Source organism: Vibrio mexicanus (genome assembly GCF_001012815.1).
GTDB lineage: Bacteria > Pseudomonadota > Gammaproteobacteria > Enterobacterales > Vibrionaceae > Vibrio > Vibrio mexicanus.
Window position 1 is genome coordinate 1 of sequence record NZ_JYJP01000090.1, and the last position, 19,963, is coordinate 19,963.

Sequence of the window (19,963 nt, forward strand, 5' to 3'; positions counted from 1 at the left end):
CTCTTCTGGAGTGAGGTAAAAAGGTAAATAAGCCAAGGGTAACTCCTGTTCCTATAAAACTAGCCAGTCAGACGTTATCGATGCGTCTATCTTCTTTTGTTTATCAGTATCTATGATGGAGGAATAAGATGCACTCTGTTTCACAGCGTGTTGGAACCAGTACGCATGATTTTTTCCTTGCTCATCACCTAATTGATATTCCAGATTAATTGATAAGTATTGTGGCAACTCTTTGGTCGATACATCGACGAAATAGCCGTTCTCGCTTCTCGCTATCTTAGCTGATTCATCGAGAGTTTCTAAGTTGGATTTTAATCTAATAGGTAGGCCAGTAGCCTGTTCTGGCACTTGGATATTGAGCTTAATACCAAGTGTTTCTTTATGAGTGTATTGTGGGTAGGCGGTAACCTTTTCGATAACCTCATGACTTATTGTTGGTTGCTTCACTATGGTTTCAAGTTTTGCAATTGCCTCTGAAACAACTTGTTGATTTTCGCGAGCGCTTTCTAGTAGCCCTGACTTTGTGCTCCATTCCGCTCTGTTTTTGCCCACTCCCCATGGCGTTTCTGATAACCAGATTTCGTATGCCCCTTTCTTAAGCTTATTGATTGATATGTTAACAATTATGTAAGTAATAGTTGCTACTAGAAGCATACCGGTAACAACACCGCCAACCATGAAATTAGCTGACAAACGGCCAAACGAAGCTCCGAGAGCTTGAACTAAACTAATGCCCCCTTGGGACAAAATGCTTAAGAGGCTAGTCACATGCAACACTCTTTCTCGGCCTGAGCTGTTATTTATATTTCTAACTATTCGTATTGATTCAAAACCTGCACCGATAAGACCGAGTGATGCCGTTCTAGCCAACCAGCGATTGAAATATCGTAAATCATTGACTGGGAGCCTCCTTTTTTTAAAGTCAGCATCGTCCTTAATAAGTTGCGATATAGCTCTCAGTGAATGACTTCTTAGAGTTTGGTTTCCTTTAACAGCCCCCAAGCTTTGCTGGTGGTCAGTCCCGTCCAGGCACTGGACGCATAAAAGAAGCTTTGTAGAATATTTAGGCCCTCATCGGTGCTCATGAGTCCTGTTTGTCGCAGCCCTTCTATTGCATCGTAAAGTGAGATGATATTGAAGATAAGTGCGATCGCGCCCAAACCACCAAGGTTGTTGTAGTGGCGATGAATATCTTCCACTTTGCCTTTTAATATGGCTAAGTGTGCCTTTTTCATGGATTCGGCTGCATCGGGTTTGATAGGAATTCTGAGCTTGTAGTCGAGTGCATTGGCATTGAGCGAACGGCTTAAACTTGCTTTCTTTTCAAGTGCCTTTTTATACTGATTGCGCGAAACTTTTCCCTCATTCGATTCAAAAGAGACGATGAGTGCATTCTGCTTTTTTAAGGCTACTTCGCTGCTATCAAGCCGTGATTTCCAACCTGAGTAATCAGACGCAAAGTTTTTGTTGATTGGAATGGTTGCGGCAGACGCTAAACGCTCAACAATTACTGCGCGAAAGCAAAAAGAGTACCGAGTTAACGGTTGATTCACTGACGACAGCATTAGAATCGTGGTTTTAGAAATGAAGTCTGCACCTAGCTCACTAATTATTCGGCCAATCGCGGCTTTGGAGGACATGAATATTTCATCCAACCGCATGAATCCACGCCCCAGATCTTTTAAAATCAGCGTTTCATGGGTGTTGGGGTTAGTCATGAAATCAACGACTTTAGAGTATCCGCCCACTCCCATTCCCCAGTTAACATGGCGGGCATTGAGCGCATTGCTGGCTTCAGGGTCATCAAACTCATTTGATTCGGGTAATTTCGTTGCAGCGGCAAGTGGTAGCTCAGGTAAAGGTTCGGGTAAGGCTTTACCAATCTGTTGAAAAATTGATTGGCTGAACCCTGCACCAGAAAGTGCCCATAGGCTAGTTGGTTTTTCCCATTGCCTATTAGCCCAAAGAGCATCCGATTCTTCACCGGCTAGTGAAAAGGCGTCAACGACGGTTTGATGCAGTTTAAATAGTTCAAATTGGGTTTCATGACCCCACAGGTCGACAATACGCTCTAAGTGATTCGGAGTTAGAGCATCCATAGCGGCAATAAAGTCGAGCTTACTGGCCAGTGCGGGCTCAAGTAAGCGCTCTTTCTCTGCTGTTAGCTCGCGCATGTCCGCCATCATGTGTTTCCAGTTAAGCTGTTTTCGCCACCGATCGGATGCTATCCAACTGTCATAGCGGTCGAAGCGTGTTTCTGAAATGCGATATTTGTCACGAATGGTCTGAGCAAGTCGCTCCTGGTTGGTTTGATGCGCCTCCTTGGCTCCTGCTGAGAACTTGGCAGGATAGCCGGTGCTTACGGCAGATTGATTTTCAGTGGCTCTATCGACATTCTGGCTCGCGTCATAGTAGTCCGCCATATCAGAATAGAAATCGATTTTTTCAGCATCCGTTTTTAGCGAGTGGGGTAGATCGGTGTCTTGCGTTGCACCGAACATGCACAGCTGCATTGTGGTTTGCATCAGCATCCACTGGTTATTGAACTGCTCTTCAAATACTCTGAATTGGCTGGCATAACCTGCAAAGTGCAGAGCCATGTCTTCGATGTCGGCCATGTGGTCATTAATGGCAACCACAAACGCGGTTTCATCTTCTGGTAAGTAGGAGATAAGATCCGCATGCACGGTGACTGGTTTGAGTGGCGCTTCGTCCTCTATTCCCTCGATAGGCTCGGGCTCGGATGTCTTGACGCAAGAAAAGGCAAACCGCTGGTCATCAACGGCAGACTCTTCGATATCCGCGACATCTGATAATGTGTCAAGTTCACCAAGGTGAGGCTGATAATCACCGGGTGTTAAAACGACAGTTTGCATTTTACTGATGTGTTTATCAGGGCTATTTGCGACCATTTCGAAGAAGGTCCATGACCAGCGGTGAGGTGAGAAACACAGTGAAAGCACGCTACCTTCTGGATAGCTTAAGTAAGGTTTCTCTTCCTGTGCAACGCCTCTGACAATATCAGTTTCTACATCTTCAGACGCACCAAGTTTGTAGTTTGTAAGTTGGTTACCTTCAACCTTATATTCATCGAGTGCTTTCGCTTTCGCATCATATACATAAAGCCATCCATCTCTTAACTGGCGAAGGGTGTAGTTATGGTTTTTGAGCTTAGCTGGGCCAGTTCCAACCCAACCTTCTGGTAGGTGGAATGGTTGAGTATTATCGTCAGCAAGTTCGTCAATGGCGTACCGAACAGGAATGAAGTGGACAGTCTCTACTTCCTGTTCGTCCTCTTTTCGCGAATAGTCACACAGTTCAGGTTCGGCTTCATTGGGTTCAATTTTTTCTGTACCGCCTTCCCAAAACATGCTGGTTTCGGGTGGTGAGCCATCAACATCGTTGGATTCTTGTTCGGACTTTTCAGTTAAGGAAATTAAGTTGCCATCACGCGCATAAATCGCATAACTTTCTGCAAAGGAGTTTTTTGAGTTCACCCACATCATGGATGTTTTAGGAGGAATTGGCATCTTCATGAAATAACCTAACTGACTGATATTATGTTTAAATTGTTTAGTTTTCTGCAATGTATTAAGCAAAAAGCAAGCCATTGTTAAGGCTATATTAATCAATGAGTTAGAGGGTGGTTGTGCAATGTTGGACAACTAATTGGATCGAATAAACAATTTTTTGGTGTTTCATCTAACTTATTGAAGCAAAAGATAGCTATGCCCTTCAAAACAGAAAAAGGTGGCAAAAGCTTTCAGAGAAGCTATTAGGCACTATTACTGCTTGTGATTGGCAAAGTGAGATTACGCCCAACTTTGATGAGTATATTCATCGTTCACATGACACGGTAATCAATCCACCGTATAAGACGCTGATGGAAACCATTGTTAGTAGCATTACAACCGATATAGAAACCGGTGAAAAGCCAGAGCGGAGAATTTGGGATAATGTATAAATATGTATTTGTCTTACTGGCGGTAACTCTGAGCGTATTAACCGTGCGTATTAACCGGCTGTAAACAAGAGCCACCTTTGATACAAGCGACCATTGGCAATGCGGGCAGTATTAGTGGCAACTATGAAATTAGAGATGTTGCGATACAAACCACCGGTGGCGGTTGGACGGGGTTTGGTTATGGTGGCGTCAATGGCTACCCTGGTGCGAGCGCAGATATTGGCAAGATGGGCGTTCCTACTCACATTAAAGGGACGTGGCGTAAAGGGAGAAGTGACAAAGGTGAAACGTTAACTTACTACCGAATTGATGCGCCCATTGACTCTGATTTAGCCGAGCAAAAAATGCGAACCCTGCAAAACTACTATCAAAACCATGAGCGAAAAAATGGTGTTATGCAGGTAGTGGTTGATGAGGAGCGGATTCAAGTGATGTTTACTAAGAAATGTCATGAGCCTTATGATGATTGTGCACCTACAGAAAATAGCAACCCACAAGGTGGGTAGTTAAGTCGCCAACTGGGCATACTGATGTCGTTGTTCTATTTGATGGTAAAGGTGAATCTTCTCCTGTCCCTTTTGAAGAGTAATGTCCGACTAACTGTAGTGGATGAATTTGTTGAGTTCGCGCGTAGATTGATAGGGTGGCCATGCTTGGCACATAACCAAAATGGATTCTTGCCCACTCTGCTAGAGTTACGTACATAAAAACCTCATTTATCTTATTGTTTAACTAGAGGTTAGGGGGAAGTCAGGACAGAAATACCAGATAAGCGGACAACTTTGTGTGTATCGGAAAATTAACCTCGATAGGGTGTAAAGTAGATAAAGAGCTGAAAGGGCCGTCAAAGGACTGAGTTAGAAAACTAAGAATGATTTAACTAGTTGTTTAAGTGAAGAAAAATCAGTAATCCTAATTTTACTGACTAGCTTATTTCAGCTATCACTCCAAAACAAAAGTCTAGATAGGAACTTGTGGGCTTAATATTCAAGACTGAGATTTTAAAGATTATATATTTCAACTACTTAGTGAGTATTGGTTTTAATCCACTAGCATAATGTATAGAAATTTGAGCTCAAGTTAGAAGAAAATCTCCCTCCAAAATGAAGTTTAACTCATTGATTTTAATGCTAAAATATTTTGTATGTTGGGCATGAAATTTTGCGATTTTTAAAGGCTAATTATATGAAAAATATAAAGAAACCATCAATACTGGTAGTATGCATGGGCAACATATGCCGTTCACCAACAGGTGAGGCGATATTGCGCGCTAAAGCCGCTGCCGCAGGAATTGACGTTGCAGTTGATTCCGCAGGAACCATTGGTTACCACGAAGGTGAAGGGCCTGATTCGCGTTCGAAAGCAGCGGGAGAAAGGCGAGGTTATTCGTTTAGGGGTATCACGTCAAGAAAGGTAGTTGATCAAGACTTTGAGCGCTTTGATATGATTTTAGCGGCTGATCGCGACAATTTAAGTGATTTATTAAGTCGGTGTCCAAGCCAATTAAAGCACAAAGTATCGCTATTTTTATCGCACTCGAACTCAAAAGAGCAAGAAATTCCAGATCCGTATTACGGTGGACCGAATGGATTTGAGCATGTTCTTGATCTGATTGAAGAGGCGTCAGATGAGATCTTAGCTAAGCTGTAGTCCTCTAGCTAACTTGAAGTCTATGCCTGAGCGGCCATTACTCTTCCACTAAAATACTCGTTAGAAACAATGTATTCTGTGTTTCTAATCAGCTCATCTTGAATCTCAGCCCAATGGTAGTCATCGTTACTACTGTGGCTTAGTGCGGGTACAACACCGCCAACTCGAATGTTGAAAGGGGTGAGTTGTTTGGCCCAGCTTTGGGTAAAACCAGCCACCATAGATGTTGCACTTTCAAAACCGGATAGATCCCTGTCTTCATGAGAGATGACATTCACGATCACGCCTTTTTTATGTTCTTGGCGCATTCGTTCGGCACTAGCCTGTCCAAACGCGAACAGCGTTGAAGCCATCATTGAAAACTGCTGAGTAAAGTTAGCGTGGTTCGACAGGTCAATCAGGCTTGGCATAGGACTGTTTGCCCAATTGTTGACGACCACGTCTGGAGAGCTTTGATATTTCTCTTCTACAAAGTCGAATAAGCGTTGAATAGAGCCAAGCGAATAGTCGTTAGTTTGGTAAAAATGGACATCATTGCTTAGTGCTTTGCAGCGTTGATAAGTTTGTGTCAAAGAGGTGAGATCTTGGTCGCAAAGTATCACTCTGGCCCCTAGGTTCACAAAGTGAGAGGCTAGGGTTCCACCTAGCACAGAACCAGCGGAAGTTATTAATATTACAGCACTTTTTATATTCATTATGAGCTCCATAGAAACAACTTGGTTGGTCAGCAAGCAAAAAAGTTGTCCACATAGGATGGTTGATGAATTGTTATTTAAGTGTGAATAACGTCAAATTAAGTGGCTTGTAGAGAAATGATTTGTTCATTTTTTGCTCTATTTCACGTTTCTTCATGTGACAAATGTATCTGTGAAAAAAGTGAGACTAAAACCTTACACTTGGGCTTGAATTTGGAAGTTTCTTTGAGCTACGACCAGTTGATTATAAAGATCGGCAGGCATGAGATTTCGAGGTTGTTTTTCTGCCAATGAACGTCGTTGGTGTCCAGACAGGTTGTGGTAAACCTCTTCAGGAAGATCGAAAGTTTCTTCGGGTAAGTAAGCTAAGACTTCAGGCTTGAGGTAGTGATTGAGTTTGGCACTCGGCAGTCCGGCTTTATGAAAGGCATCAGACTGGACAGCAGAGGTGGCATAGGAATTAGAATCGGAACGCAATTGTTGAGGTTCAGATAGCTCAAAGCGTTTCCTAAGTAACGCGTCTGTGATCTCAACTTCATCGATTTTTTCAACTGGCGTGTTGTCACGAACATCATCAGAGAACATGGACAAAATTAGCGCAAAGTCGGCCCTACGCCCTGCGTGTACAGCATGGTTAATCCCATTGCCGAACTGCAGTTCGTTTATAATGGCAGCTTTGTCTAAAGTATGTATCTGCATGAAACCCTCGCTTGATGTCTTATTAACGGCAAGAGTCGGAGAAGCTTTAGTGCGATCTAGAAAATACTGAGTGATTTAAAGAGCTTAGTGGTTATTTATTAGGCGGATGATGTTATGCGGTGTGGCGGGTGCATTAAAAAAGCCTGCGCAAGGCAGGCTTTTGAATAATGACTAAATGAGACCTAAGGGGAAAGTGGTCTTATTTTGCTAGGTTTTCTGCTACGAAGTCCCAGTTAACTAGTGCCCAGAAAGCATTCATGTAGTCTGGACGAACGTTACGGAAATCGATGTAGTAAGCGTGTTCCCATAGGTCAACAGTTAGAAGTGGAGTAGTGCCTTCTTCTGTTAGTGGCGTTGCTGCGTTAGAAGTGTTTACGATCTCTAGAGAGCCGTCTGCCTTCTTAACAAGCCAAGTCCAAGAAGAACCGAAGTTGTTGATTGCAGAATCAGTGAACTTCGCTTTGAACTCTTCGAAAGAACCGAATGCACCGTTGATAGCGTCAGCTACTGCACCTGTTGGTTCGCCACCTGCGTTAGGCGCTAGACAGTGCCAGTAGAATGTGTGGTTCCAGATTTGAGCTGCGTTGTTGAATACGCCGCCAGTAGAAGTTTTGATGATCTCTTCTAGAGATTTACCTTCAAACTCTGTACCAGGGATAAGGCCGTTTAGCTTAACAACGTAAGTGTTGTGGTGCTTGCCGTGGTGGAAATCTAGAGTCTCTGCTGAGATGTGTGGTTCTAGTGCGTCTTTTGCGTAAGGAAGAGCTGGTAGTTCAAATGCCATTACTCGATTCTCCGTTTATTTAAGAGGGGTTAACCTCTCGATTGCTTCCAATGTATATTATTATTTATCGTCGATACGACTGACTTGCGGACTAGTTTAGCAAGTTTTTACTTTATTAAAAGAGTCTTAGATAATTTTCTTTTGAATATAGCTTTCTAAACTGTGACAAAAAAGCATATAGCCGACATTAACCATAATGATTATGTGCTTTTTATTCTCCGTCAATGCTTTAGAATGTAAAGATTGACAGCAGTACATCCATTAAGAGGAAGCAATGGAAACGATCGACAAAATCAAACAGCAAATTGAAGAAAACTCTATCCTTCTTTACATGAAAGGTTCTCCTAAGCTGCCTAGCTGTGGATTCTCTTCTCAAGCATCACAAGCCCTTATGGCGTGTGGCGAGAAGTTTGCTTACGTAGATATTCTTCAAAACCCTGATATCCGTGCTGAGCTACCAGCATACGCTCAATGGCCTACATTCCCACAGCTTTGGGTTGAAGGTGAGCTGATCGGTGGTTGTGACATCATCTTGGAAATGTTCCAAAAAGGTGAACTTCAGCCGCTAATCAAAGAAGCTGCAGCGCGCACAGAAGGTGACGCAGAGTAATAAAATACTGTATATCTGAACAGTTTTTCTTGCTTTATTAGGCCACATTCGATAATGTGGCCCTAATTGTTTCTATCGACCCTACAATTTTATGTCTCGCCTTTTTATTGCTGAAAAACCGAGCCTTGGACGCGCGATTGCAGCCGCTTTGCCTAATCCTCAGAAAAAGGATCAAGGGTTTATTCGTTGCGGTAATGGCGACATTGTCACTTGGTGTATCGGCCATCTGTTGGAACAAGTAGAACCGGATGCTTATGATGACCGCTATAAGAAATGGAATCTCGCTGATCTACCCATCGTTCCCGAACAATGGCAATTAAGACCTCGGAAATCGGCAAGCAAACAGCTCACGGTAGTTAGAAAGCTCCTTAAAGATGCAACACAAATTATCCACGCAGGCGATCCAGATAGAGAAGGGCAGCTTTTGGTGGATGAGGTGCTGGATTACTGCAAAGTGCCTAAAGCCAAAAAAGCGTCTGCACAGCGGCTACTCATTAGCGACTTGAACTTACCAGCGGTTAAGCGCGCACTGAATCAACTGCGTAGTAATAGTGAATTTGTCCCGTTGTCGGTGTCGGCATTGGCGCGTTCACGAGCCGATTGGCTCTATGGTATGAATATGACACGCGCTTATACCTTGCTTGGGCAAAAAGGCGGTTATCAAGCGTGCTGTCGGTTGGCCGAGTTCAAACGCCAGTGCTTGGGTTGGTGGTGCGTCGAGATGAAGAGATTGAACAGTTCGTTCCTCGTGATTACTTCACTCTTCATGCTTTGATTCCTTACCAAGGAAATGGGCAGGCTTTTGATATTCGTGCGCGATGGAAACCAAGCGAAGCCTGCAAGCCTTGGCAAGATGAAGAAGGCCGAGTTCTTAATCGAAAGTTGGTTGAAAATGTGGCCCAGCGTATTGCTGGCCAACCAGCGAAAGTGGTGGAGTCAGAGCAAAAGCAAACCAAGCAATCTGCCCCTTTACCTTATTCTCTATCAGCACTTCAAATCGATGCTGCTAAGCGCTTTGGAATGAGTGCTAAGCAAGTGCTCGATGTGTGCCAAAGCTTGTATGAAAAACACAAGCTTATTACCTACCCAAGGTCCGACAGTCGATATCTGCCCAAGGAGCATTATGGGCAAGCACCAAGTGTGATTAATGCGATTGCCAATAATGCCAAAGAGCTGCAATCGGCGGCCAATGGCGCAGATACATCCTTGAAGTCTAAAGCTTGGAATGACAGCAAAGTCGATGCGCACCACGCCATTATTCCTACTCCCAAGAATGCGTCGATGAATGCACTCTCTGGCGATGAAATGAAGATTTATCAACAGATCGCTAGGCAGTATTTAATGCAGTTTTATCCAGCAGCAATATATGCTGATGCTAAGCTAGTGTTTGACATTGCTGGTGGCACTTTTATTGCAAAAGGTAGGCAGCTTGTCTCTGCTGGCTGGAAAGCTCTGATGGGCAAAAGTGATGACGAAGACACTGGTGTCGACAATGTTCCACCTCTCACTGAGGGGACGGTATTAACATGTCGAGAGGGTGAAATTAAGGATCGTAAAACCGAGCCGCCTAAACATTTTACAGAAGCTACTTTACTCCAAGCGATGACAGGAATTGCGCGTTTTGTCGAAGACAAAGAGCTGAAAAAAATCCTTAAGGAGACGGATGGCTTAGGTACTGAAGCCACACGTGCGGGCATTCTAGATACTTTGTTTAAACGCCAGCTGTTGAAACGGCAAGGGAAAACGATACTCAGCACGCCAGCAGGGCGAGGTTTAATCCATGCTTTGCCCAAAGAGTCAACATACCCAGATATGACTGCTCATTGGGAGCATCAGCTGCAAGGAATGGCCGAACGTAATCAAGCCTATCAACCGTTTATGCAAACCCTAGAGCAGCGTATTGATGGTTTGATGGATCAGGTACGAACCTCGCCAGTTCCAACATCACTTCAGCATCTGCCAAAAGTAGAGCGGCCTGCGTTTAAGAAGCGTCGTCGTAGTTCTGCCAAGGGGGCGAGAAAACCGAGTACAGCAAAAAGAGTAACCAAAAAGTGAGCCAATGTGGCTCACTTTTTGGTTATTGAATCCGAAGTTAATCATCACCTACCAAGCAGTAATGAACCATCATAGTTGATGAATTGACTCGAGTTTTCCTGAGTGGCTTGCTCAATCACTTTGATGAGTCCTGACGCTGAAGTCTCGGTATCAATCAAAGCATTTGGTCCGCCCATTTGGGTTTTGACCCAACCTGGGTGCAGAGCGAGAACCGTAAAACCTTGAGGGGAGAGGTCGTTGCTCAGGCTTTTCACCACTGAGTTTAACGCCGCTTTGGATGAGCGGTAGATGTAGCCGCCCCCGGAGGTATTTTCGGTCATGCTGCCGACTTTCGACGATATGCACGCAATCTTCTTAATTGAGCTTCGAGATAGCTTGGCGTGCAGCGCTTCAACCAGTTTAAGCGGCGCGATGGTATTGATTTCAAATACGCGTCGCCACTCTTCCACATCGGTATTGCCGAAGCCATAACCTTTAGGGCCGTAGTAACCTGCGTTGTTAATCAACAGATCAAGCGCGTTTATGCTTTGAGCAAAACGGTTAACGGCGTCGTAGTCGGTTATATCCAGTTGGTGACAGCGGAGATGATCTTCTTCAAGTGCCAGTAGTTCTTGGGCGCTATTTGGGTCTCTATACGTTGTTTCGACTTTCCAACCCATAGCCAGGTACTGCTTCACAAGGCTTAAGCCGATTCCGCGGTTTCCACCAGTAATGACAACGGTATTCATAGCCTCTCCTTACTTTTGTTTGCTCGTTGCTTTTGGGGCTGCTTTTCTTGAACCTAGCACATTTATCAAAGCACCAATCACAATAAGCGCACCGCCAATGAAGGTGTAGATGGATGGGATCTCGTTAAAGATGACTGCACCCAATAGCGCAGAAAAAACAATCTGAATATAGGAATAAGCAGACGCTTTCCCAGCAGATTGGGTTTTCATCGCTTTGGTCAAACCAACTTGGCCTATTTGAGTAAAAATGCCGACCAGAATCAGCATGAAGGTCAAAAATAGGCTAGGCCAAATAAAGTCATCCGCCACCAAGAACAGAGATGTTGGCAGGGCAATTAATGGGAAGTAAAAGATGATCACTGAGCTGTCTTCAGTTTGGCTGAGCTTTCTTACTATGACGTAGGCAATAGAGCTTCCCAAGGCGCCAATAATTGCGATCATGACACTAAACATAGGCAGTTCATAGTTCACGTCATCGATGATGTTCGGCTGAATAATGACAAACAAGCCAGCTAAACAAAACGCAATACACAGCATGGTGGAGCGTTGCAAACGTTCCTTAAGGAAAATGAGACCAAGTATGGCGGTAAACACCGGATGGACGTATTGCAATATAGTGGCTTCAGCCAATGGCAAACTGGTAATCGAGTAGTAGACGCACATCAGGGCGAGCGTACCGACCAATCCACGGGCAAACAGTAATGGCTTGTTGTGACCCCAAACCGATATACCTTTGCGTTTGACGTCAAGATAGCTGATCACTAATGAGACAAGGGCGCGAGCTGCGACGATTTCAAACACAGGGATGCCATAAGTACTGACGTATTTGACACAGGCCGACATCAAGGCGAAGCCAAGTGCTGATATCAGCATGTATTTCACGCCGTCGGGCAAAGAAAAGCGAGATATTGAATTCATTTGATTTTTTTTAGAAAGAGTGGGCAAGCGTGAGTACTTTATCATACTCAGCGAATAGCGGGTTTAATATTAGTGAGAGCAAGCGAGTGAGTGAAGTTAGAAGAACTTTCGGTAAGCAATCTAAAGGAAAGTAAGAAAAGGGACGCGATTCGCGCTCTCCTAGCTAGACATCAAAACTGAGCTAGGAGAGATTGATTAGCGAAATGTGGAGGGAATTCGATTTATGCCGACTTTGTGGTTTGGATAAATCCGCCGTCGAGCACAATGTTATGGCCATTTTGGAACAGTCGTTGAGTCGCTAATCCGAACGCTAATTGTGCGACTTCTTCTGGCTCGGCAAAGCGCTTGAGTGGGATACGATCAAACGCGCCTTTTTGTGTGTACCAAGGAGCTTGTTTGATCATCTCAGTGGCAACTGGGCCAGGAGAGATAGAGTAAGCGATAAGGTTAGGCAGCGTTTCGGGAGGGCTACTCGCCAAATTGCTTGTCCATTCAATCATCATTGCCTTCGCAGTGGCGTATGCTCCTTGACCTGCACGAGGCCGAACGCCAGAAATACTGCCTATGTTGATCACGCAAGGGCTGTCAGATTTCTCGAGCAGTGGTATACATTGCGTAAACAACCTCTGAGCAGCATAGAAATTTGTGTTCAGTATGCTTTGCCAATCTTCCAACGGTATTTGTGGGATCAAGTTGTCGCGCAGTATACCCGCGTTGTTTACGAGCACATCGAGTTTAGTGATAGAGCTTAGCGCCTGTTCAACTTGCTGTTGATCGTTGATGTCAAAAACGACAGGTTTAACGACTGCGCCTGCTGCTTCAAGTGATTCGATTTCTGCTGAAAGGTCAGGGGTTAATTGACGAATATTCATGTAAACCACAAAGTCTTTCTGGGCGAAATGTTTGGCGATGGCAGCTCCAATTCCCTTTGCAGCGCCAGTAATCAGTACAGTCTTCATAGTGAACTCTCCAAAGTTTGGACCCAGTTGAGCGATTGAGCCGTTAAATACTCAACGCCCGCAAGCTCGGTTAGCTTCATATAGTCCTCTTGAGTAAAGGATTGATCACCATGTAAAAAGTTGATGCGAGCTTTTTTACCTGCCAGCTCCATTGCGGATATTTGGCACAGGGCCTGCGCGCCTTTTTGAAGTGTGGTGCAGCCTTTCGCTTCCCAGTACACCCAAAATTGGCATCCGCGCTTTCTCATTAACGGTCGATAGAGCTGCTGCATTAGTAAGAACAGATCGTCTAGCGTGCTGGCGTCCTTATCCCCTGAAGCAACCAGTACCAAAGGTGAGTGCGTTGCAGAGATAGCCTTGGTGACTTCCCCGCTGAGTGGATCATGTCCTGTAACGGAGTAAATGCTCACATCCGATTCAGAGTGCTGAATGTAGAGATTGAGTTCATGCTTCATAGTGAGCCTCCAAATACTGTTGAATACGTTTATTGACGACCAGATGTGCTTCGATATTGGCGGCATGAGTGTTAATCGGTAAGCAATCCCATTCAAAAGATGGGTGTGAGTCAATCAACGATTGCTGCTGTTCAAGAGAGCAAATGATGTCTCCTTGAGTACCAATCAGCAGTGCTGGTGCAGTTAGCTTCTCTGGGGCGCTGGATGTCTTCTGGCTGATGGCATCCAAGAAGGCTAAGACAGACGGCCTTGAATGGTTGTACTCAACGTAACGTTGCAAGACTATGGTTTGAAAATCGTTGAGCTGGCGTAGATAGTCATCGCTGAAAAACCATGGATAAACTGAGAGGAAAATAGTCGAAAGATCCACATCAGTTTCCATCATGTGGCGCACGCTACCCATCATTTTTTTACCTTTGGTCGAGATATCTGAACCTGAGTTAATCATGATGAGGTGGTCGATATCGTTGGGATAGCGTTTGGTTAACTCCAACCCAAGAATGCCACCAAATGAATAGCCTATCAGTGTGACATTAGGCAGCTGCAGCTCTTTAATTAGAGCATGAATAGCTTGGCACAGCTGGTCATAGGTAAAGGGTTGGTATATCTCAGAGTCGCCACAACCGGGGTAGTCGATAAATACCAGTCTGTGCTTGTTCTTGATAAATGGATAACGGCTTTGCTTAATCCATGAAGGCTCCCCATGAAAAATCCCATTTAGGAAAACCAAGGTGCGCTCTGCCTCTTGATTACCTTTCAGTGTGTAGTTCATCGCGAACTCTGGCGTTGTAAACTTCACAGCGCTTCCTCTTCTTTGCGAAACTGCGCGAAATCTTCCAATAAGTTGGAGGCAGAATGTTTGTTCGACGCTCGACGTAAAGTGACGGTTTCGAGCGAAGCGACATTTCGGCCTTGATCATCTTCGACTACGAAGCGTGATTGCTGATCCTTATCGTCAAGCTTGTGATGACGCCGCTAGCAAGATAGTCAGTTTCAGGATTAAACGGTTCAAAGAAGTATGCATTTTCGAGCCTAATTGGCAGCTTAGCGTTGAACTCGGGCTTGGTTGTACTTTCGATTTGAATGCATTTAAGAACCGACAGCTGGAGCACTGAATCAAAGGCAAGCGGTGATACCCAAAACGGCAAACTTGGCTTGATGGACTGCCAGTTATCGAGTTGTTTCAAGTTGAACGTACCACCTATTCGCTCGAGTTCGGTATCGATATAAAGCTGGCCAGTGAGCGTTTGAAATAGCGGCCCATGAGTTGGGTGGATACATCGGTAGTATAACGCTGGTGGCATATCGAGAGCGTTCAGGCCCTGCGTATTAACACTTGGGCCTTCTTGGTTTATCTCTTTATTCGTCTCGATGACGGCGGTGGCAACGGTGCAGTCTTTGCGAATGACTTTGCCACTTTTGTTGGTCAGATCCATGACTAATCGAACTGACCAACTGCCATCATTAAGCTTTTCACAAGACACTTTCACCGGCTTGGTTGTGCCAAAAGGGATTGGAATACCGCGCAGCTGCTCTACTTGCTTTAAAAAAATGGGATAAGGGGATGAAACACCTGAGCAGTGAACAACCGTCTGAATCATTAGCTCCGTACTATAGGCAAATGGCACCAAGCAAACACCATTGAAGACATGGTGTTTAAGGCCAACCATTTTGTTTGGGTCGATAGTGATGTTCAGCTCAGCTTTGTTCTCGTGCTGCTCAATTGAATCGGCCCAGTGAATAAAGAAAGGTTCTATTGGGTTCATCGTGCTCGGAACTCCTGTAATTGATAGTTTTTAAACTCAGCAATGAGGCTATTGTCTTGCTCGTTTCTAAGCGTCATGTGTACATGCCCTTCATCCTTGCCCGGTTGGATTTGAGTCAGTACAAGGCGACCTTTTGGCAAGCCGTAGTAGCAAACTTCTTCTATTTTTGAAGGAATCGCAGGTCGCTCACAGAGCAGGCTGTAGAAGCAAGATTGTAAATACCCGAAATCAACGCATCGACAGGAGTAGAGAGTTGGACGTCGGCGGTGCTGCCCAAGTAGTATTTGGTTGTGTCACGCATGTCCGAATAACCAACCAAACATTTGTTTTCATCTGACCAACGGTAGTCATAATTTCGTGTATCAAACAATTGACCAATGAAGGTGAGTTTGACTCGGTTTTCGCCATTGATACGCGAAATAGCAACCTGTTCAAAGTTGTCAAAGTCGACGAAATCAGCGGATTCACTTCTGTCAAAATGCAAAGAGGCGGTAAAGGCGGTGACATTGGTACGAATCGCCTTACCGGATTTGGCTACCTTGTCACAGCCCACTATGATTTCGAATGTATTTCCGACTCTTGTTAGGCTGAGGTAGAGTTTGTTGTCGACGTCGGGATATACCTGCACGAGTCGCTTGGAATCAATCTCTCGGACAGAGAAACTATCTAGTTCGAGCGCATCCACAAGAGGGCTCTCGCGCAACAAAGTGATTGCATACTCGAGAAGAAACACTGTGGGAATAACCGCGATGTCTTGAACAATATGCGAGTACAGATAGCGGTGCTCCGTAAGGTTGATAGAGAGCTCATACTTCGCTTCGGTTTCATCAACCTGTTGAGAGACAATACTCTGGCTGATTAGGTTAGACGTCATTGCTGTCTCCAAAGCGAGAGAAAATGACCGTGGCATTTTGACCGCCAAAACCAAAGTTGTTGGACATGACGTGATCGACTTGCATCGCTCGCGCGCCTTCGCCTACGTAATCTAAGTCAAGCTCGCTATCAGCGTTCTGATAGTTGCGCGTGCCATGAATCTTGTTGTCGCGAATCGCATTGATACATGCCACCGCTTCAAGGGTGCCAGCTGCCATGATTCCGTGGCCAATCATCGATTTGGTAGAGGAAACGGGGATTTGGTAAGCGTGTTCTCCGAATACTTTTTTGATCGCCGTTGTCTCGGTTTTGTCATTCATTTTGGTTGAGGTACCGTGAGCATTAATGTAACTAATTTGCTCAGGATTCAGACTTGCTGTCTCGAGGGCACCAACCAGTGTTCTATAGCCGCTCTGCCCTCAGGATCTGGGTCAGTGGCGCGATAACCATCGGTGAAAGAACCGTAACCCGTTACTTCAGCGAGGATTTTTGCACCTCGGCGCTGCGCTGATTCAAGTTCTTCTAGAATCAAAACGCCACAACCGCTACCCATCACAAACCCACTGCGTTTCGCATCAAAAGGGCTACAAGCAGAATCTGGATCTGGGTTGGTGGTTAGCGCCCCAATACGGGTAAATCCAATCATGGTGTTGACGTCAAAATCGTAAGCGCCACCGACAATGGCAGAGGTGAGTCTTCCACGGCGAATTTTCTCAAAAGCTTCACCAATCGCATTGTTTCCTGACGCACACGCGGTGCCGATGCTTAGACTTGGGCCTGTGAGGTTGTAGTAGCGCGCTGCGAAATGGTTGATGCTATCGACATCGTCCAGAGCGGCTCGCTTATACATTTCAGGACTTCTTTTTAACTGTGCTAACCATCGATCAAGATCGGTGTTGCCATCAGGGCAGGCTAGGGCATAGTCTTTAATGTAGGTATCAACATCGAGCGTTGGGCTGTAGGGTCTGTCTGCGATCATACAGGCGCTCTCTTGATAGACAGGGTCATCAAAGTTTATACCTGACTGATTGACCGCCTCTTCGACGGCCAAGAAGAATTTTCTGATGGCCGGATCTTCAGTGTCGGTGTTAGCTAACTTCTTATTTGCAGCAATCTCTTGCGATAGTTCAGGCATTGAAGCCGCAATAGCGACTATGTCCCCTTTAAGTGGAAATTGTTGAACAGATTTGATGCCGTTTTCTCCGGCTAACAAGGCTTGCCATAAGGTTTCACTCCCTGAACCAAATGCACTGACTGCGCCCATACCTGTAACCACTACGCGTTTCATGATGTACCCTCCTTGGATAGAACTAGACTCACTTGGTTACCGAGATAATCAATGTGATGGCAAAGAATGTGTTTGGCTGGTTTTTTGAGCTTTGGCTGTATGACATAGCTGAGTTCGTCAACCAGAGGTTTGTTGCTGAGGTTGAGTACCGGCGCTAGATAGTCGTGCTTTAGCTGTAAGCAAGCGTAGAAAAGTGAACTTGCTCCTGCTGCGCCGAACGAGAAACCTGTGTAGTCGGTTGAGCTTGTTATTGGAGTGTTGTTGCCAAAGACGGCTAATGCAGCTGCAGTTTCGATGTTATCAATGGCTGGAATACCACCAAGAGTAAGATGAACCGAGTCGATGTCGTCTATCTTTAGGCCCGCTTTAGCAATTGCTTTTTGCATGTTTGAAGCAACCCGATCCGTCACGGATTTATGGTCATCTTTGAGAAGGTTAGGCAAGTAGTTGTTTTGGTAAGATGACACAATGCCGTACACGGTGCGCCCTTCGCTCAGAGCAATACCTGCGTTTTCTATGGCAAAACTAAAACCGCCTTCACCTGCGATGATGCCTTTATCTCCGAGAAACTGGGCAACGGGTAGACGCTGCTCTAGACGGTAGACATGGTCCAAACAGGCTTCACCTTCTGCTGCGCCCGCGAGTACCATGCTTGCTCTGTCGTCCTGAATCGCTTCCATCGCTTCACCCGTTGCGATCATGCCGCCAGCGGGGCCATTAACTACGCTGTAGCTCATGCCACGCAAGCCTTGCTGTATGGAGACTTGTCCACCAGCGGTGTTAGGAAGCTAGGTAGGATCCAAAGGGGGGGAACATGCGGTAGTTTTCATGGCCTAATAGATCATAATCCACGGTAAGATCTTCACGTAAGCTCGCCATGTAAGGCTCTGTACTGTTCAGAAAGCCTTGGCTGAAGAAAGAGCCATAGATAACGCCGCAAGTCTCTTGATGCTGTTCGAAGTAATCAGTGGTCATATTAGCGTTTTCGAACGCTAATGATGCACTCGCTACGCCTAACTTAACCTGATGGGTCATCATGCGAATCGACTTTCTATCTTTGATAAAATCTCTGGGATTGAAACTGGCAGCTGGACCAAGTGGATACGGAAATGATTCCGTATGGCTGATGCCTGTTTCGCCTTGCTGGTGGCTTGCAAGGTGATGTTCGAGTGCTATTCCGAGCGACGAAAGTCCGCCTAATCCGGAGATAACCGCAATAGGTGTAGACATTAAAATTTCCTTATTTAAGTTTTGTTCAAATGATGAAGCGCAAGAAGGTTGCCTAAGCAGTGTTCTCGGCTTTAAAGATCAGTGACGTATTGGTGCCCCCAATTCCGCTGGAATTGTTCATGCAGTACCGAACCGCTGTACTCATCGGCTTTTTCCCAACAAGATTGATATCGCACGCGGGATCGAGGTGCTCATAGTTTGGGTTGGCATGTAAGGTCTGGGATAAGAGGCTTTGGATGCAAACAATCGACTCGATAGCGCCGCTGGCAGCCAATGTGTGCCCAAACATAGTCTTACTGCTGTTAGTTAACGGGGTATTTGGGCCAAATACACGTTGGGTCGCGATGGCTTCCTCTCGATCATTGGCTAACGTTGAGGTGCCGTGAGCATTGATATAATCAATATCTTGAGCAGACAGCTTTGCATCTTCAAGGGCCCAACGCATGGCCTTTTCTTTGCCTTTCGGGCAAGGGTCTGTCATACGATAGGCGTCCATAGACGAAGCAAAACCACAGATACTGGCTAAAATAGTTGCGCCTCTACGCTCTGCGTGTTCACGACTTTCTAAAACGAGCGCTGCTGCGCCTTCACCTAAAACAAATCCGCTTCTCAGCTTGTCGAATGGACGCATCGCTCGGTCTGCATCATCACTTCTCGTGTGCATGTTAAGTTGGCTGAATCCTGACAAGAACGAAGGGGAAAGTCGGCTATCACTGCCACCGACTAACATTACGTCCGATTCACCATTTCTTAGCATTCGGTAGGCTTGGCCAATCGCTAAACTTGCACTGGTACATGCGTTAACGATCGTCGTGCCAAAACCAGTAATTCCGGTAATTAGAGAAGTTTGGCCGAGGGTAATGTTCGGATAAGTATCCAAAAACCAAGTGGGATTACGATCTTGAGTCGGCGTTGATTGGTGCTCATCACACAACGACGTGCCCGTTCCAATAATAATGCCGGAACGTGTCTCAGGTAAATCAGAGGGTGAGGCAAAGCCGGCGTGCTCCAGAGCACATAAAGCAGAGTAGCAAAACATGTTGCTTGCTCTACTCATGTTTCTTACAACCTTTTTATTCACATTCCAACGAGAGTAAAACTGTGAAAAATCAGATGAAGGCACGGCTTGAGATAAAAGATGTACGCCATGACCGGAAAGCCAAGAGTCATGAGGGATCAGTTTAACTCCGGATTGGTTTGCCAATATATCTTCCCAGACGGAGTCAACATTGTTACCCAAAGAAGAAAATACCCCTAAACCGGTAATAACGACATCTTTCTCACGCATA

The 19,963-nt window shown here is 45.4% G+C and carries 20 protein-coding genes and 1 pseudogene; 4 read left to right on the forward strand and 17 right to left on the reverse strand.

Annotated features, from left to right (window positions below):
- Positions 1 to 51: 51 nt before the first annotated feature.
- Positions 52 to 1,002 (reverse strand): hypothetical protein, encoded by a 951-nt coding sequence (locus UA76_RS23450; protein ID WP_157617628.1) that lies wholly within the window; start codon positions 1,000 to 1,002, stop codon positions 52 to 54.
- Positions 972 to 3,536 (reverse strand): toxin VasX, encoded by a 2,565-nt coding sequence (locus UA76_RS12375; protein WP_157617629.1) that lies wholly within the window; start codon positions 3,534 to 3,536, stop codon positions 972 to 974. The genes UA76_RS23450 and UA76_RS12375 overlap by 31 nt, the downstream gene beginning before the upstream one ends.
- Before the next feature lie 505 nt (positions 3,537 to 4,041).
- Here UA76_RS12375 and UA76_RS12380 point away from each other — a divergent pair.
- Positions 4,042 to 4,470: a hypothetical protein gene (locus UA76_RS12380; protein ID WP_238322282.1), complete on the forward strand. Its 429-nt coding sequence runs from the start codon at positions 4,042 to 4,044 to the stop codon at positions 4,468 to 4,470.
- Between the two features lie 679 nt (positions 4,471 to 5,149).
- Complete coding sequence (locus UA76_RS12385) at positions 5,150 to 5,614, forward strand: low molecular weight protein-tyrosine-phosphatase (RefSeq protein ID WP_075202575.1); 465 nt, start codon at positions 5,150 to 5,152, stop codon at positions 5,612 to 5,614.
- Between the two features lie 20 nt (positions 5,615 to 5,634).
- Here UA76_RS12385 and UA76_RS12390 read toward each other — a convergent pair whose 3' ends face one another.
- From UA76_RS12390 to sodB, 3 genes are all read right to left on the reverse strand, one after another.
- Positions 5,635 to 6,309 (reverse strand): SDR family oxidoreductase, encoded by a 675-nt coding sequence (locus UA76_RS12390; RefSeq protein ID WP_047046561.1) that lies wholly within the window; start codon positions 6,307 to 6,309, stop codon positions 5,635 to 5,637.
- A gap of 195 nt (positions 6,310 to 6,504) precedes the next feature.
- Positions 6,505 to 7,008: a VC2046/SO_2500 family protein gene (locus UA76_RS12395; protein ID WP_047046564.1), complete on the reverse strand. Its 504-nt coding sequence runs from the start codon at positions 7,006 to 7,008 to the stop codon at positions 6,505 to 6,507.
- A 199-nt stretch (positions 7,009 to 7,207) separates the two neighbouring features.
- Positions 7,208 to 7,792 (reverse strand): superoxide dismutase [Fe], encoded by a 585-nt coding sequence (gene sodB, locus UA76_RS12400; RefSeq protein ID WP_047046567.1) that lies wholly within the window; start codon positions 7,790 to 7,792, stop codon positions 7,208 to 7,210.
- Positions 7,793 to 8,066: 274 nt separating this feature from the next.
- Here sodB and UA76_RS12405 point away from each other — a divergent pair, with 274 nt between their 5' ends.
- Together UA76_RS12405 and UA76_RS12410 are read left to right on the forward strand one after the other, a co-directional pair.
- Positions 8,067 to 8,402 carry a Grx4 family monothiol glutaredoxin gene (locus UA76_RS12405; RefSeq protein WP_047046570.1) on the forward strand — a complete coding sequence of 112 codons (336 nt, stop codon included), beginning with the start codon at positions 8,067 to 8,069 and terminating at the stop codon, positions 8,400 to 8,402.
- Between the two features lie 91 nt (positions 8,403 to 8,493).
- A pseudogene (locus UA76_RS12410) lies at positions 8,494 to 10,457 on the forward strand (DNA topoisomerase III).
- Between the two features lie 44 nt (positions 10,458 to 10,501).
- Here the strand turns inward: UA76_RS12410 and UA76_RS12415 are convergent.
- From UA76_RS12415 to UA76_RS12465, 12 genes are all read right to left on the reverse strand, one after another.
- Positions 10,502 to 11,185: an SDR family oxidoreductase gene (locus UA76_RS12415; protein ID WP_047046573.1), complete on the reverse strand. Its 684-nt coding sequence runs from the start codon at positions 11,183 to 11,185 to the stop codon at positions 10,502 to 10,504.
- Between the two features lie 9 nt (positions 11,186 to 11,194).
- Complete coding sequence (locus UA76_RS12420; RefSeq protein WP_075202576.1) at positions 11,195 to 12,103, reverse strand: DMT family transporter; 909 nt, start codon at positions 12,101 to 12,103, stop codon at positions 11,195 to 11,197.
- Between the two features lie 221 nt (positions 12,104 to 12,324).
- Complete coding sequence (locus tag UA76_RS12425) at positions 12,325 to 13,062, reverse strand: SDR family NAD(P)-dependent oxidoreductase (RefSeq protein WP_047046578.1); 738 nt, start codon at positions 13,060 to 13,062, stop codon at positions 12,325 to 12,327.
- Positions 13,059 to 13,517, reverse strand: a complete 459-nt coding sequence (locus UA76_RS12430; protein WP_047046581.1) for a hypothetical protein — start codon at positions 13,515 to 13,517, stop codon at positions 13,059 to 13,061. The genes UA76_RS12425 and UA76_RS12430 overlap by 4 nt, the downstream gene beginning before the upstream one ends.
- Positions 13,507 to 14,316, reverse strand: coding sequence for an alpha/beta fold hydrolase (locus UA76_RS12435; RefSeq protein ID WP_047046584.1), 810 nt, complete (start codon positions 14,314 to 14,316; stop codon positions 13,507 to 13,509). The genes UA76_RS12430 and UA76_RS12435 overlap by 11 nt, the downstream gene beginning before the upstream one ends.
- Before the next feature lie 127 nt (positions 14,317 to 14,443).
- Positions 14,444 to 15,283, reverse strand: coding sequence for a hotdog family protein (locus tag UA76_RS12440; protein ID WP_047046587.1), 840 nt, complete (start codon positions 15,281 to 15,283; stop codon positions 14,444 to 14,446).
- Between the two features lie 160 nt (positions 15,284 to 15,443).
- Complete coding sequence (locus tag UA76_RS12445; RefSeq protein ID WP_047046588.1) at positions 15,444 to 16,157, reverse strand: hypothetical protein; 714 nt, start codon at positions 16,155 to 16,157, stop codon at positions 15,444 to 15,446.
- A complete protein-coding gene (locus UA76_RS23455) occupies positions 16,147 to 16,554 on the reverse strand; it encodes a hypothetical protein (RefSeq protein WP_084705511.1) in 408 nt (135 codons plus the stop codon). Before UA76_RS23455 ends, UA76_RS12445 begins: the two co-directional genes overlap by 11 nt.
- On the reverse strand, positions 16,524 to 17,444 hold the full coding sequence (locus UA76_RS12450; RefSeq protein ID WP_052772041.1) for a beta-ketoacyl synthase N-terminal-like domain-containing protein: 921 nt from the start codon (positions 17,442 to 17,444) through the stop codon (positions 16,524 to 16,526). The genes UA76_RS23455 and UA76_RS12450 overlap by 31 nt, the downstream gene beginning before the upstream one ends.
- Positions 17,441 to 18,181 (reverse strand): beta-ketoacyl-[acyl-carrier-protein] synthase family protein, encoded by a 741-nt coding sequence (locus UA76_RS12455; RefSeq protein ID WP_047046591.1) that lies wholly within the window; start codon positions 18,179 to 18,181, stop codon positions 17,441 to 17,443. The genes UA76_RS12450 and UA76_RS12455 overlap by 4 nt, the downstream gene beginning before the upstream one ends.
- 43 nt (positions 18,182 to 18,224) lie before the next feature.
- A complete protein-coding gene (locus UA76_RS12460) occupies positions 18,225 to 18,674 on the reverse strand; it encodes a hypothetical protein (protein ID WP_047046596.1) in 450 nt (149 codons plus the stop codon).
- A gap of 52 nt (positions 18,675 to 18,726) precedes the next feature.
- Entirely contained in the window at positions 18,727 to 19,962 is a 1,236-nt protein-coding gene (locus tag UA76_RS12465) for a beta-ketoacyl-[acyl-carrier-protein] synthase family protein (protein WP_047046599.1), read from the reverse strand.
- Position 19,963 lies beyond the last annotated feature (1 nt).

Coding starts and splice junctions, on each gene's coding strand:
- UA76_RS12420 (WP_075202576.1), bottom strand. CDS start 12,103: ATGAATTCAATATCTCGCTTTTCTTTGCCCGACGGCGTGAAATACATG.
- UA76_RS12425 (WP_047046578.1), bottom strand. CDS start 13,062: ATGAAGACTGTACTGATTACTGGCGCTGCAAAGGGAATTGGAGCTGCC.
- UA76_RS12440 (WP_047046587.1), bottom strand. CDS start 15,283: ATGAACCCAATAGAACCTTTCTTTATTCACTGGGCCGATTCAATTGAG.
- UA76_RS12375 (WP_157617629.1), bottom strand. CDS start 3,536: ATGAAGATGCCAATTCCTCCTAAAACATCCATGATGTGGGTGAACTCA.
- UA76_RS12465 (WP_047046599.1), bottom strand. CDS start 19,962: ATGCGTGAGAAAGATGTCGTTATTACCGGTTTAGGGGTATTTTCTTCT.
- UA76_RS12460 (WP_047046596.1), bottom strand. CDS start 18,674: ATGTCTACACCTATTGCGGTTATCTCCGGATTAGGCGGACTTTCGTCG.
- UA76_RS12430 (WP_047046581.1), bottom strand. CDS start 13,517: ATGAAGCATGAACTCAATCTCTACATTCAGCACTCTGAATCGGATGTG.
- UA76_RS12385 (WP_075202575.1), top strand. CDS start 5,150: ATGAAAAATATAAAGAAACCATCAATACTGGTAGTATGCATGGGCAAC.
- UA76_RS12395 (WP_047046564.1), bottom strand. CDS start 7,008: ATGCAGATACATACTTTAGACAAAGCTGCCATTATAAACGAACTGCAG.
- UA76_RS12405 (WP_047046570.1), top strand. CDS start 8,067: ATGGAAACGATCGACAAAATCAAACAGCAAATTGAAGAAAACTCTATC.
- UA76_RS12455 (WP_047046591.1), bottom strand. CDS start 18,181: ATGAGCTACAGCGTAGTTAATGGCCCCGCTGGCGGCATGATCGCAACG.
- UA76_RS12445 (WP_047046588.1), bottom strand. CDS start 16,157: ATGACGTCTAACCTAATCAGCCAGAGTATTGTCTCTCAACAGGTTGAT.
- UA76_RS12450 (WP_052772041.1), bottom strand. CDS start 17,444: ATGAAACGCGTAGTGGTTACAGGTATGGGCGCAGTCAGTGCATTTGGT.
- UA76_RS12390 (WP_047046561.1), bottom strand. CDS start 6,309: ATGAATATAAAAAGTGCTGTAATATTAATAACTTCCGCTGGTTCTGTG.
- sodB (WP_047046567.1), bottom strand. CDS start 7,792: ATGGCATTTGAACTACCAGCTCTTCCTTACGCAAAAGACGCACTAGAA.
- UA76_RS12415 (WP_047046573.1), bottom strand. CDS start 11,185: ATGAATACCGTTGTCATTACTGGTGGAAACCGCGGAATCGGCTTAAGC.